General features: G+C 48.1%; 13 protein-coding genes and 1 other annotated feature. Of the genes, 8 read left to right on the forward strand and 5 right to left on the reverse strand.

All coding sequences use genetic code 11. The features are described 5' to 3' along the window. Nucleotides 1-79: 79 nt before the first annotated feature. The 5 genes from rluB to KO531_RS14200 form a co-directional block, all read right to left on the reverse strand. Complete coding sequence (gene rluB, locus KO531_RS14180; protein ID WP_028760991.1) at nt 80-955, reverse strand: 23S rRNA pseudouridine(2605) synthase RluB; 876 nt, start codon at nt 953-955, stop codon at nt 80-82. Continuing rightward, nucleotides 948-1,544: an SMC-Scp complex subunit ScpB gene (scpB, locus tag KO531_RS14185; RefSeq protein WP_011788946.1), complete on the reverse strand. Its 597-nt coding sequence runs from the start codon at nt 1,542-1,544 to the stop codon at nt 948-950. Before scpB ends, rluB begins: the two co-directional genes overlap by 8 nt. A 3-nt stretch (nt 1,545-1,547) precedes the next feature. Beyond that, nucleotides 1,548-2,336, reverse strand: coding sequence for a ScpA family protein (locus KO531_RS14190; protein ID WP_105252121.1), 789 nt, complete (start codon nt 2,334-2,336; stop codon nt 1,548-1,550). Between the two features lie 159 nt (nt 2,337-2,495). Beyond that, complete coding sequence (locus tag KO531_RS14195; protein ID WP_028760994.1) at nt 2,496-3,116, reverse strand: L-threonylcarbamoyladenylate synthase; 621 nt, start codon at nt 3,114-3,116, stop codon at nt 2,496-2,498. Continuing rightward, on the reverse strand, nt 3,113-3,973 hold the full coding sequence (locus tag KO531_RS14200) for a PHP domain-containing protein (RefSeq protein WP_105253095.1): 861 nt from the start codon (nt 3,971-3,973) through the stop codon (nt 3,113-3,115). The genes KO531_RS14195 and KO531_RS14200 overlap by 4 nt, the downstream gene beginning before the upstream one ends. 210 nt (nt 3,974-4,183) lie before the next feature. Continuing rightward, nucleotides 4,184-4,291, forward strand: a sequence feature (Trp leader region). 97 nt (nt 4,292-4,388) lie between these two features. On the opposite strand from KO531_RS14200, the gene KO531_RS14205 reads away from it, so the two are divergent. The 8 genes from KO531_RS14205 (at nt 4,389) to KO531_RS14240 (ending at nt 12,435) form a co-directional block, all read left to right on the forward strand. Continuing rightward, nucleotides 4,389-6,062, forward strand: coding sequence for an anthranilate synthase component 1 (locus KO531_RS14205; protein WP_219251494.1), 1,674 nt, complete (start codon nt 4,389-4,391; stop codon nt 6,060-6,062). A 9-nt stretch (nt 6,063-6,071) separates the two neighbouring features. Then, nucleotides 6,072-6,674 (forward strand): aminodeoxychorismate/anthranilate synthase component II, encoded by a 603-nt coding sequence (locus KO531_RS14210; protein WP_219251495.1) that lies wholly within the window; start codon nt 6,072-6,074, stop codon nt 6,672-6,674. Next, entirely contained in the window at nt 6,671-7,717 is a 1,047-nt protein-coding gene (gene trpD, locus KO531_RS14215; RefSeq protein ID WP_219251496.1) for an anthranilate phosphoribosyltransferase, read from the forward strand. Before KO531_RS14210 ends, trpD begins: the two co-directional genes overlap by 4 nt. Before the next feature lie 6 nt (nt 7,718-7,723). Continuing rightward, nucleotides 7,724-9,202, forward strand: coding sequence for a bifunctional indole-3-glycerol-phosphate synthase TrpC/phosphoribosylanthranilate isomerase TrpF (trpCF, locus tag KO531_RS14220; RefSeq protein WP_219251497.1), 1,479 nt, complete (start codon nt 7,724-7,726; stop codon nt 9,200-9,202). Nucleotides 9,203-9,380: 178 nt separating this feature from the next. Further along, nucleotides 9,381-10,571: a tryptophan synthase subunit beta gene (gene trpB, locus KO531_RS14225; protein WP_219251498.1), complete on the forward strand. Its 1,191-nt coding sequence runs from the start codon at nt 9,381-9,383 to the stop codon at nt 10,569-10,571. Between the two features lie 5 nt (nt 10,572-10,576). Beyond that, nucleotides 10,577-11,398 carry a tryptophan synthase subunit alpha gene (gene trpA / locus KO531_RS14230; RefSeq protein WP_219251499.1) on the forward strand — a complete coding sequence of 274 codons (822 nt, stop codon included), beginning with the start codon at nt 10,577-10,579 and terminating at the stop codon, nt 11,396-11,398. A gap of 246 nt (nt 11,399-11,644) precedes the next feature. Continuing rightward, nucleotides 11,645-12,079 (forward strand): glycerate kinase, encoded by a 435-nt coding sequence (locus KO531_RS14235; protein ID WP_219251500.1) that lies wholly within the window; start codon nt 11,645-11,647, stop codon nt 12,077-12,079. A gap of 71 nt (nt 12,080-12,150) precedes the next feature. Then, entirely contained in the window at nt 12,151-12,435 is a 285-nt protein-coding gene (locus KO531_RS14240) for a DUF2798 domain-containing protein (protein WP_219251501.1), read from the forward strand. The last annotated feature ends 17 nt before the right edge of the window (nt 12,436-12,452 follow it).

The following is a 12,452-nucleotide window of genomic DNA, read 5'->3' on the forward strand; positions in this document are numbered from 1 at the left end:
GAGACTTGTTATAACATAGCTGCAAATAACAGAAAGCAAAAAGGCCGCTTAGCGGCCTTTTTCATTGGGATAAAACAACTTAGCTACGCTGACGCGATGGCTTAGGTTTTCCCGAACCTGTTACTTTATGCTTACGTACGGCGCGGCGAATTTTAGCACTCTTCACCTGAGCACGGGCTACGCTGTGTTTATCGGCAGCAAGCATAGTACGTGTTTCGGGCTCAAGACCCGCCAGCTTACGCAAGTAGTTAACTTGCTCTACGGGCAATTCAACCCAGCCACCGCGAGGCAGTGATTTTGGCAGTTCGACCATACCATAACGAATACGGATCAAACGGCTCACCTGTACTTCTTGGGATTCCCACAAACGGCGCACTTCACGGTTGCGACCTTCGCGTAAACAAACATGCCACCACTGGTTCATGCCTTCGCCGCCCGCTGGTTTGATGCTATCAAACTGCGCAGGGCCGTCTTCTAACATGACGCCAGTACGTAAACGTTGCACTGTCGCCTCAGGGATTTCACCAAAGGTACGCACTGCGTATTCGCGGTCGACTTCGTTCGATGGATGCATTAAACGGTTCGCCAACTCACCATCTGACGTAAACAACAATAAGCCTGAGGTGTTAATGTCTAAACGACCAACCGCTACCCAGCGTGAATCACGCACTTTAGGCAAGCGATCGAATACCGTTGGACGGCCTTCAGGATCTTTACGACTACAAATTTCGCCTTCAGGTTTATGATATGCCAGCACACGGCAAATCACATCTTCGGCAGACTTTAACGAAATGGCTCTGCCATCGATACGCACTTTAGCATCAGCTTCAATACGATCCCCAAGGCTAGCAATTTCACCATCAATACTAACTCGGCCTGCAGCAATCCATGCCTCCATCTCACGACGGGAGCCATGGCCTGCACGGGCCAAGACTTTCTGCAATTTTTCACTCATTAGTATTTTGCTCTTCTGACTGTTCTGGCGCTGATTTCAAACCTGAAAAAACCGCCTGCAATGACTCAGTATCCGACAACGGCGGTAAATCCGCTAAGGTGTCTAAGCCAAAATATGCTAAAAATTCTAAGGTAGTGGCATATAACGCGGGTCGCCCCGGTACTTCTTTATGGCCAACTACTTTAATCCAATGTCTATCTGACAAACTTTTTATGATATGGCTACTTATAGCCACACCGCGCACCTGTTCAATATCGCCGCGAGTCACTGGTTGACGATAAGCAATCACCGCCAAGGTTTCTAATGTCGCACGCGAATATTTAGGCGCCTTTTCTTGCCACAGGGGCTGCAAAAATGGACTCAAGACTTCTAAGGTCTGGAAGCGATAACCTCCAGCGACTTTCACAAGTTGCACACCTCTGTCTTGATAATCCTGCTGCAGCTCATCCAATGCAGCTTTTATTTTGTCTCTGGAAACCGTGAAATCCACCAATACAGTGTCTTTCAACATTTTCGCCGACAAGGGTTTCCCCAATACAAACAAACTCGCTTCAATAAGCTGTTTTAATTGAGTCGGATTTATCTGCATCAATTAATAGGCCTTAACGTAAATAGTTGAAAACGGCTCTGTTTGGTACAATTCAACCAATAATTCTTTGACTAATTCCATCAGTGCTAAGAAGGTCACAACCACGCCTGCACGGCCTTCTTCTAGGGTAAATAAACGTTCAAATGCCGTAAAATCTTCCGAGTTCAACATGGCTAAAATCTGGCTCATGCGCTCACGGGTCGATAACTGTTCACGCTTAACGTGATGATCTTCATAGGCATCGATACGTTTGAGTACATCACCAAAGGCGCGGGCAATTTCAAACAACGAAACTTCTGGCGGGATCATTAACGGCTTAATGTCGGGTGCTGCCACTGCTTTGGCTTGAAATACATCCCGCTCGAGCCGCGGTAAATCATCGAGTTTTTGCGACGCTTCTTTAATCACTTCATAGGCTTTAAGCTGCCGAATAAGCTGTGCCCGTGGATCTTCCTCAACCTCATCTTCGGCCACCATACGCGGCAGCAGCAAACGGGATTTAATCTCGGCAAGCGTTGCCGCCATCACTAAATAATCAGCGGCAAGTTCGATTCGAGCCTGAGTCAGCAACGTAATATATTCTAAATACTGCGCGGTGATTTGCTGAATGGGTAAATCGACAACGTCTAATTTTTGCTTACGGATCAAATATAAAAGTAAATCCAATGGCCCTTCAAAGGACTCGAGGAACACTTCCAATGCCTCAGGCGGAATAAACAAATCCAGCGGCATTTCGGTCATTGCCTGACCACGAATAACGGCTAAGGGTAAACTTTGTTGCGTGCCCTGCATCCGCTATCTTGCTCCGTTAACACTGCGCTATCCAACCTAGGTTAACGCCAAACGCGCGATTATACCTGTAAATCTACGGCGATAAAACTGCCAAATGTTGACTACCACTATCCGAATCACTTACCCGCATCCATTAGCGATAAATCTAATGTGGCAGATTTAGAGGAACGGCGTGATATCACCCGCGCCTTCACGTAAAATCTCGGCGCCATCTTCAGACATATCAATCACAGTCGTTGGCTTTTCGCCTAAATAACCACCGTGGATAATCACATCCACTTGATGCTCGAGCAAATCACGAATTTGTTCAGGATCAGACTCGGCAAATTCTGCATTCGGCATCACTAAACTGGTCGACATCAGCGGCGCATCTAAGGCTTCAAGCAACGCCAGTGCGATCACATTGTCGGGCACACGAATACCTATGGTCTTTTTCTTGTCATTTTGTAAGCGACGCGGTACTTCTTTAGTCGCTTTGAAAATGAACGTATAAGGCCCAGGCGTGCAGCTTTTTAGGATGCGATACGCCTGATTATCCACTTTAGCGTAGGTCGCAAGCTCGGATAAATCGCGGCACATCAAGGAAAAGTTATGATCGTTCTCAATTTGACGAATTCTCGCCATCCGCGTCATAGCGTCTTTCTCACCAATCAAGCAGCCTAAGGCATAGCCCGAATCGGTGGGATAAACAATCACACCGCCGCTTTTCAATACGGCAACCGCCTGACTAATAAGCCGCGTTTGCGGATTTACTTCATGTACATAAAAAAACTGACTCATGGTCGTTCCATCCAAGATTCCGATTGCCAGACCCAATCAATACCTTGGGGCTGATACAGATTTTTACCTAATTCTATCCAATTGCTCGGAAAGTGAAAATCACTCCCTATCGATGCAAGCAACTGGTTTTGGACACTCAGCGCCACAAGATTGGCCCTGTCGTCTAATGTTTGCTGGCCAAGCACCACTTCCATGGCATCTCCACCGGCTTCTTTAAATTCACGCACTAAGCGCTTAAGCCACTTAGCCGATAACTTATAACCACTGGGATGCGCCAACACGGCTAATCCACCTGCGTTATGGATGATATCAATGGCACTGGCCATATCACCCCAATTATTAGGCACATAACCGGTTTTACCGCGTGCAAGGTAGCGTTTAAAGACGCTGGGCATATCCACAGCATGACCATTTTCAGCCATCCAGCGAGCGTAATGTCCACGGCTCAATGCCGCATCACCCGCCAACGCCTTAGCACCTTCGTAGGCACCTTCAATGCCGGCTTTAGCTAATCTATGGCCAATTTCTTGAGCACGTAATTCACGTAATTCACGCTGGTTTTCTAAAAATGCTAATAACGCTGGATTATCAGCATCGAAGTTAAGCGCCACTATGTGGATATCATAACTGTTCCAGCGAGTAGAGATTTCCACGCCAGAAATCAATTTCAATGGAGTAGCTTGTGCCTGATTAAAGGCACGGGCTTCAGGTAAACCAGCCACTGTGTCGTGATCGGTAATGGCAAATAACTGCACACCCTTTTCAAGGGCTCTTGCCACCAATTCAGACGGCGTTAATTGACCATCGGACGCTGTCGTGTGGCTGTGTAGATCAGCCAATATGCTTTGAGTATTCATGGCGCTATTGTACGCGAACTTGTTAACAAATGCGCTGCTATCTCGTATTTTGTGGCTGAGTAACATCAATTTTATGCATCATTGCAGCGAATAAATCGCAGGAAGTGAAAAATATTCAATTGACATTCAGCTCCAGCTAAGGTTTTCTATACACCAATTACTGAATTAGCGAGACCCTTTTGAATGACACACATTAACGCTTCATTAAACATCATTTGGTGGTGGCACTTCCCAACGTAGCGGGTGGTGTGAAGCTCTGTGCTCATTTGAAAGTGACCAGAATCAACAAGAAGCCCGCAGAAATGCGGGCTTTTTTGTTAGGTGCGAAAAATGTCGGCAGACTCGGGTAAAAAATTAAGAAAGCGAGATAACTCATGATGTTAAAGACATTTTATAAGGTAGCTGGAATATGAACATGCCCAAACAGACATTCGCACGCTCAAGCACACTCAAAGCGGCATTAACCTACCACAGCGATCCACTACGCTTATATCAGCACATCACCCAAGATGCGCCCCATACTATGTTGCTCGAATCGGCCGAAATCGACAGTAAAGATCACTTAAAAAGCATGGTAATGACCCATGCCGCCATGATGATCCGCTGTGACGGTTATCAGCTGACCTTCACCGCACTGACCGACAATGGCGCGAGCTTACTTGATCCCATCGAACGCTTTTTTAGCCCGACCGCCCACTGCCAAAGCGCGCAATCCACCTTAGTGGTGACACTACAAAAAGACACTCAATTGCAGGATGAAGATGCACGCTTAAAATCGACCTCGCCACTCGATGGTCTACGGATGTTTATACAGCAGATTGGTTGTGGCGCCCATACTGACAGCCAGACCAAGCCCGCCTTTGAGGATCTGTTTTTAGGTGGCGTGCTGGCCTACGACTTGATTGATACCGTCGAACCACTGCCTGCCGTACCGAACCGCGATAACGATTGCCCAGACTACTTATTTTACCTCGCTGAAACCTTAATCCTTATCGACCATAAACTGAAACAAGCCGACATTATTACCCATAACTTCAGTCACGATTCAGCTCAATATGCCGCCATCACCGCAACGCTAAGCGAGCGAGTACAGCATTTAAGCACACAATGTAAAACTCTGGGTAATTCACCTGCCGATATACCGACACTGGTCGCCATTGACGCAACTGAGCAAGTCAATATTTCCGATGAAGTGTTCAAACAAACCATTATCGATTTGAAAGAACACATTATTGCGGGCGATATTTTCCAAGTAGTGCCATCCCGTAGCTTTAGTTTGCCTTGCCCGAATACTTTAGGAGCTTATCGTGCCCTGCGCCTGACGAACCCAAGCCCTTACATGTTTTATTTCAGAGGCCAAGATTTCACGCTTTTTGGTGCCTCACCAGAAAGTGCGCTCAAATTTGATGCCAGCAGTAATCAGGTGGAAGTCTACCCGATTGCAGGCACCCGCAAACGCGGTAAAACCGCCACGGGCGAGATTGATTTTGACTTAGACAGCCGTATTGAACTTGAACTGCGTTTAGATAAAAAAGAACTGTCGGAACACTTAATGCTGGTCGATTTAGCTCGCAACGATATCGCACGCATCAGCCAAAGCGGCAGCCGCAAAGTCGCCGAACTATTAAAAGTTGACCGTTATTCCCACGTGATGCACCTCGTCAGCCGCGTAACGGGTCAACTGCGCCAAGATTTAGATGCCCTGCATGCTTATCAAGCCTGCATGAACATGGGCACATTAGTGGGCGCACCAAAAGTACGCGCATCACAACTGGTACGCCAAGCAGAAAAAGCCCGTCGCGGCAGCTATGGTGGCGCTGTGGGTTACCTTAATGCCCTTGGTGACATGGACACTTGCATCGTTATCCGCTCCGCCTTTGTTAAAAATGGCACCGCCTTTATTCAAGCGGGCGCTGGCGTGGTATTTGATTCGGATCCACAAAGCGAAGCAGATGAAACCCGTCAAAAAGCCCAAGCCGTGATTTCAGCCATCAAGATGGGCGCTGGACTGCTAGTAACTGAATCACCAGTGAATGAATCGTCAGCCCAATCCACTTCAGAACAATCCTCTTCAGCACAATATAAATAGGAGCCAAACATGAAACTCTATCTACTCGATAACTTTGACTCCTTTACCTATAACTTAGTGGATCAATTTCGCAGCCTTGGCTGTGAAGTGGTGATTTACCGCAACGATGTTGCCGCCGATTATATCGCTGAAAAACTGCTTAACGAACAAGAGCCTGCAGCCCTCGTGTTATCACCAGGACCAGGTGCACCCCATGAGGCAGGTTCTATGATGGCACTTATCGCCAAAGTTGCGGGTAAGGTGCCTATACTGGGTATCTGCCTTGGGCATCAAGCCATGGTGGAATATTACGGCGGCACAGTGGCACGCGCACCTTTTGTGGTACACGGCAAGGCAAGCCCGACTTTCCATGACGGTACTGGCGTATTTGCCAGTTTGCCCTCTCCCCTGCCCGTTGCCCGCTATCACAGTCTCGTCGCCACTCAAGTGCCGGATTGCCTGCAAGTGATCGCAACCACTGAAGATATGCCTATGGCGATTTTGCACCCTGAGCATAAAGCCGTTGGGTTTCAGTTCCACCCAGAATCAATTCTGACGACGTTGGGCAGCACACTGCTCATTCAAACCTTGGCATTTCTGACCCAAGACATGACAGCAGGAGTAAATGCATGAGTACAAACAATATTCAGCTTTTACTCGACGTTTTATACCAAGGTAAGAGTTTAAGTCGCGAGCAAACCTTTGAGATTTTTAGCGCGTTAATTCGCGGTGAAATGAGTGAAGCCACTATGGCAGGCATGTTAGTCGCGCTCAAGATGCGCGGCGAAACCATTGATGAAATCAGCGGCGCCGCCGATGCGATGCGCGCCGCCGCCAAGACGTTTCCCTACTCGAATGGCGATAACCTTAGCAATGGCATCGTTGACATAGTTGGCACGGGTGGCGATGGCTTTAATACCATTAATATTTCCACCACTGCGGCCTTTGTTGCCGCGGCGGCGGGCGCCAAGGTCGCCAAACACGGCAATCGTAGCGTGTCGAGTAAATCGGGTTCATCGGATCTATTGGCGCAGTTTGGCATTGACTTAACCATGTCACCAGACACCGCCAGTCGTTGCCTCGACGCATTGAACCTGTGCTTTTTATTTGCGCCCCACTACCACGGCGGAGTAAAACATGCGGGGTCGGTCAGGCAAGCACTGAAAACGCGCACCTTATTCAATGTGTTAGGGCCACTTATCAATCCTGCCCGCCCCGAATTTATGTTACTTGGCGTTTATAGCCCTGAGTTAGTCTTACCGATAGCGAAAGTATTAAAGGCGCTTGGCACAAAACGCGCTATGGTAGTGCACGGCAGTGGTTTAGATGAAGTCGCGCTGCACGGCAACACCCAAGTGGCCGAATTAAAAGACGGCGACATCATAGAGTATCAACTCACGCCCGCCGATTTAGGTGTGCCTTTAGCACAAATCAGTGACTTAGAAGGCGGCGAACCCGCGCAGAATGCCTTGATCACCGAGGCAATTTTAAAAGGTTACGGCACAGATGCGCATGCCAATGCGGTCGCCATTAATGCAGGTTGTGCTTTATATGTGTGTGGGATTGCTGATTCAGTGAAAACAGGAACCTTACTTGCGCTCAGTACCATACAAAGCGGTAAAGCCTTTGAATTACTAAGCCAATTAGCTAAAGTCAGCAGTGAAACAAAGGAATAAGTGGCAATGACTCAAGAACTGATAACAAATAGCCAAGATATGAGAACTCAGCCACAGGCAGAAACAAACCCTATGCCAAAAAGTAATGTGTTAACCCGTATAGTCGACACCAAAGCTGCCCATATTGCCGCCCTGAAGCTGCGTTTCCCCGAGGCCAGTCTGTCGCCAAAAATCTCTGACCGCAGTTTATTTGCCGCACTCAAGGCGCCCAAGGCGGGTTACATTTTAGAATGTAAAAAAGCCAGCCCGTCCAAAGGGCTTATCCGCGATGTGTTTGATGTAGAAGCCATTGCCGATATTTACGGAAAATATGCGGCGGGCATTTCGGTATTAACCGACGAGCAGTTTTTCCAAGGGGATATGGACTATATCCCTAAGGTGCGCGCTCGGGTGAACCAACCTATTCTGTGCAAAGATTTTTTTGTCGATGAATACCAAATTAAACTCGCCGCCCACCAAGGTGCCGATGCCATTCTGTTAATGCTATCCGTACTCGATGATGCGCAATATCACCGCCTAGCGAAAGAAGCCGCTAAGTATCAACTCGATGTGCTGACCGAAGTCAGTAACGAAGAAGAACTTAAACGCGCCATCGCATTAGATGCGCCGATTATCGGGATCAATAACCGTAACTTAAGGGATTTGAGTACCGATCTCGCCACCACAGAAACGCTGGCGCCACATATTGGCAGCGACCGCGTGGTGATCAGCGAATCAGGCATCTACAACAATCAGCAAGTACGCCGCCTGAGTCCACTGGTTGATGGTTTCCTCGTCGGTAGTTCGATAATGGCCGAGGCTGATATCGACTTAGCCTGCCGTAAATTGATCTTCGGTCACAATAAAGTCTGCGGCCTCACCCGCATGGAAGATATTCGCGCCGCGGCAACGTCAGGTGCCGTCTATGCCGGGCTGATTTTTGCTGAAAAATCCCCGCGCGCATTAACCCTTAATGCAGCTGAACAATTGCTCAGGGAATATCGCGCATCCGCGGCTCCCGCCATTGAATTCGTCGGTGTGTTTGTTAATGCCGCGCCAAGCACCATTACGGATACCGCAGCCAGTTTGCAGTTATCTGCCGTACAGCTGCATGGCACTGAAACTGAACTTGAAATCGCACAACTCGCAGAGCGACTTGAGCAAGCGGGACTCACAACTCAAATTTGGAAAGCCGTCAGCGTCGATGCGCAAACGGGTGAGCTTGGTAACATACCTCAGGGAGCATCGCGATATCTCTTTGATAGTAAAACGGCAGACCAATTTGGCGGCTCAGGCCAAGCCTTTAATTGGCAAAGCATTGATGTGAAATCCCTCTGCCCACAAAAAGCCCATGCCATGTTGGCTGGCGGACTCAACGCCGACAATGCGGCCAGTGCCAATGCCCAAGGATTTTACGGTTTAGATTTTAATTCTGGCCTAGAAACCGCCGCAGGAATTAAATCGGCGCAACTGATCCAAACGGCTTTTGCCCATTTACGTCTCTAGCCTATCGCGCTAAGCAAGAAGCCCTAGATGCTGTTGGTGCAGGACAAGAGTGATGCTCAACAAACAATATGAACCTATTAATGCCAGTGGCCAAATAGATAACGATGCGGTTAACCCCAAGACGCTGTTAGCACCATCAAGCCACTGACAAACTGATTGATAAGATAAGGAAAAAGGTATGTCAAAGTTAAAGCTTAACCCTTATTTCGGCGAATACGGCGGCATGTATGTGCCACAGATTTTAGTGCCAGCCCTTAAGCAATTAGAAACTGCCTTTGTGGAAGCGCAGGAAGATGAAGACTTTAAAGCCGAGTTTACCGATTTATTGAAAAACTATGCGGGTCGCCCAACAGCACTGACCTTAACCCGCAATTTAAGCCCAAATCCTATGGTGAAAATCTACCTTAAACGGGAAGATTTACTCCACGGCGGCGCCCATAAAACCAACCAAGTGTTAGGCCAAGCCCTGCTTGCTAAGCGCATGGGGAAAAAAGAAATTATTGCTGAAACCGGCGCAGGACAACACGGCGTTGCCACCGCCCTTGCCTGCGCGCTGTTAGGCTTAAAATGTAAAGTCTATATGGGCGCTAAAGACATTGCGCGCCAATCACCTAACGTATTTAGAATGCGTTTGATGGGTGCGGAAGTGATCCCTGTCACCTCAGGTTCTGCCACCCTAAAAGATGCCTGTAACGAGGCGATGCGCGACTGGTCTGGCAGCTACGAAAAGGCCCACTATCTCCTAGGCACAGCTGCGGGGCCACATCCGTTCCCAACCATAGTGCGTGAATTCCAACGCATTATTGGCGAAGAAACCAAGAAGCAAATGCTGGAACGTGAAGGTCGACTGCCCGATGCTGTTATCGCTTGTGTTGGCGGCGGTTCCAACGCTATCGGCATGTTTGCTGACTTTATCGACGAACCAAGTGTCGAACTGATTGGCGTCGAACCTGCGGGTAAAGGCATAGACACGCCAATGCACGGCGCGCCGCTTAAACACGGTAAGACTGGTATTTTCTTCGGCATGAAAGCGCCTTTGATGCAAGACAGCGAAGGGCAAATCGAAGAATCTTACTCGATTTCAGCCGGATTGGACTTCCCCTCCGTTGGCCCGCAGCACGCGCATCTTAATGCCACAGGCCGCGCCCGTTATGAATCAGCTACCGACGATGAAGCCTTAGAAGCCTTCCAACAACTGGCGCGCTGTGAAGGTATTATCCCCGCATTAGAATCGGCGCATGCTATCGCCTATGCCGTCAAAATGGCGCGCGAGTGCACCAAAGAAACCATTTTAGTGGTCAATCTTTCCGGTCGTGGCGACAAAGATATTTTCACCGTTTCTGACATTTTGAATGGTAAAGAGGAATAATAAACATGAGTGACACGTCTACCAACACTGGCCGTTACCAAGCCACCTTTGCCAGACTCAACGCCGAAGGCCGTGGCGCTTTTGTCCCCTTCGTCACCCTTGGTGATCCTAGCCCTGAGTTATCGCTAAAAATTATCGATACCTTAGTGCAAAACGGTGCCGATGCCTTAGAACTGGGCTTTCCGTTTTCCGATCCCTTGGCCGATGGCCCAGTGATCCAAGGCGCTAACCTGCGTTCTTTAGCCGCTGGCACAACTCCAACGGCGTGTTTTGAATTACTGGCGCAAGTGCGCGCTAAATATCCTGAACTTCCAATCGGTTTACTGCTGTATGCGAACTTGGTGTTTGCTAACGGCATAGATGCGTTTTACGCCAAAGCGCAGCAAGCGGGTGTGGATTCAGTACTTATCGCCGATGTTCCAGTGGAAGAATCAGCGCCCTTTAGCGAAGCCGCTAAAGCCCATGGTATTGCGCCGATTTTTATCGCGCCGCCCAATGCTGACAGTGAAACCCTGGAGCAAGTGAGTAAAAGTGGTGAAGGTTACACCTATCTCTTATCCCGCGCAGGAGTCACAGGCACAGACACGAAAGCTGGCGTGCCGGTAGAGGAAATTTTATCTAAATTAAAAGCCTTTAACGCCCCGCCACCGCTCCTCGGTTTTGGTATTGCCGAGCCTTCACAGGTAAGCGCCGCCATCAAAGCGGGCGCTGCGGGGGCGATTTCTGGCTCTGCCGTAGTAAAAATCATCGAAACCCACCAGCACGATGAAGTTAAGCTACTTGCAACGCTTGGGGAATTTACTCGCACAATGAAGGCTGCAACCTAAGCGAGTCTTGATTTAAATAATCCAATATAAATCAAGAATTCAATTACAAATAAAATAAGTGAGGTAGACTCGTCGCCTCGCTTATTTTGTTTATATTTACCAAGCTCTATGTTTACTCAGCCTTTATCTCCCTCAAACACAATCTATCAAGGCAATACTGACACTCACCCAGTACTACACTGACAGCGTATTTATTTAGTCACAGTTCCTCGATAGAATGCCCTATCGAAGAAAAACGGACTTTTTATGCAGTATCGGATCTATATTCTCGAATTAACGCCTTGGGGCTGTGGTTTTGAAGGTGAAGTTGCAGGTAAATGCGATAATGGTGCGCCAATTTGGTTTTACTACCAAGGTAGCGATCAGCAGGCCGAAATTCGCTTTCCGGTTAACCAATGGGTCACAATTGAGTTGCTTGACCGATTAGCGAGTGCAAGCATTCAAGCTAATGATATAATTAAACAAAATCCACACCAGTATCTGAAGTTCCCGTTGCATAACTGTCACTTTGAAGCTTCGGGACAAATCATCGACATCAGCCAAACACCCGAAGATACAATTTACCTGTTGCAATCAAATCTACCGCTCCCCTTTGATAATGAACTTGGGAAATCCCCTATCTCGCTAGGCCATTGGGTTAATGTAACAGGCGAGCTTTGGGTAACAAATTGGATGAATTGAGTCGATAAAAAAAGGTATAGTGCTAGCCTGTAACAAATCATTCGCCTGATACATATCCATTAGAGGATCCGATGACCATTTCTAAATCTTTACCCAATAACAAACCTCGTACTTTTTTGGGAACACCCAAATTACCGGCCAAGTATGCCACTGTGGTGATGCCATTTTTTCTCTCTATTCTCATGAGTTGTATCGTTTCTGGGATCAGCACTTTCAATGGCGTTGGCGCTTCACCGCAATTTCTCGAACTCTGGCTAGGCGCTTGGCTGATCTCATGGGTTGTCGCCTTTCCTACACTGCTGATGGTGTTACCTTTGGTGCGTAAAATCACAGCTCATTTTGTCGATTTACGCTAGTTTTACGACTTAATCTT

It is taken from the genome of Shewanella sp. NKUCC06_TVS (genome assembly GCF_019345515.1).
In the GTDB taxonomy this organism is placed as follows: domain Bacteria; phylum Pseudomonadota; class Gammaproteobacteria; order Enterobacterales; family Shewanellaceae; genus Shewanella; species Shewanella oncorhynchi.

Bases quoted from the DNA above. Each gene is read 5' to 3' on its own strand.
- rluB (WP_028760991.1), bottom strand. From the start codon at position 955: ATGAGTGAAAAATTGCAGAAAGTCTTGGCCCGTGCAGGCCATGGCTCC.
- scpB (WP_011788946.1), bottom strand. From the start codon at position 1,544: ATGCAGATAAATCCGACTCAATTAAAACAGCTTATTGAAGCGAGTTTG.
- KO531_RS14190 (WP_105252121.1), bottom strand. From the start codon at position 2,336: ATGCAGGGCACGCAACAAAGTTTACCCTTAGCCGTTATTCGTGGTCAG.
- KO531_RS14195 (WP_028760994.1), bottom strand. From the start codon at position 3,116: ATGAGTCAGTTTTTTTATGTACATGAAGTAAATCCGCAAACGCGGCTT.
- KO531_RS14200 (WP_105253095.1), bottom strand. From the start codon at position 3,973: ATGAATACTCAAAGCATATTGGCTGATCTACACAGCCACACGACAGCG.
- KO531_RS14205 (WP_219251494.1), top strand. From the start codon at position 4,389: ATGCCCAAACAGACATTCGCACGCTCAAGCACACTCAAAGCGGCATTA.
- KO531_RS14210 (WP_219251495.1), top strand. From the start codon at position 6,072: ATGAAACTCTATCTACTCGATAACTTTGACTCCTTTACCTATAACTTA.
- trpD (WP_219251496.1), top strand. From the start codon at position 6,671: ATGAGTACAAACAATATTCAGCTTTTACTCGACGTTTTATACCAAGGT.
- trpCF (WP_219251497.1), top strand. From the start codon at position 7,724: ATGACTCAAGAACTGATAACAAATAGCCAAGATATGAGAACTCAGCCA.
- trpB (WP_219251498.1), top strand. From the start codon at position 9,381: ATGTCAAAGTTAAAGCTTAACCCTTATTTCGGCGAATACGGCGGCATG.
- trpA (WP_219251499.1), top strand. From the start codon at position 10,577: ATGAGTGACACGTCTACCAACACTGGCCGTTACCAAGCCACCTTTGCC.
- KO531_RS14235 (WP_219251500.1), top strand. From the start codon at position 11,645: ATGCAGTATCGGATCTATATTCTCGAATTAACGCCTTGGGGCTGTGGT.
- KO531_RS14240 (WP_219251501.1), top strand. From the start codon at position 12,151: ATGACCATTTCTAAATCTTTACCCAATAACAAACCTCGTACTTTTTTG.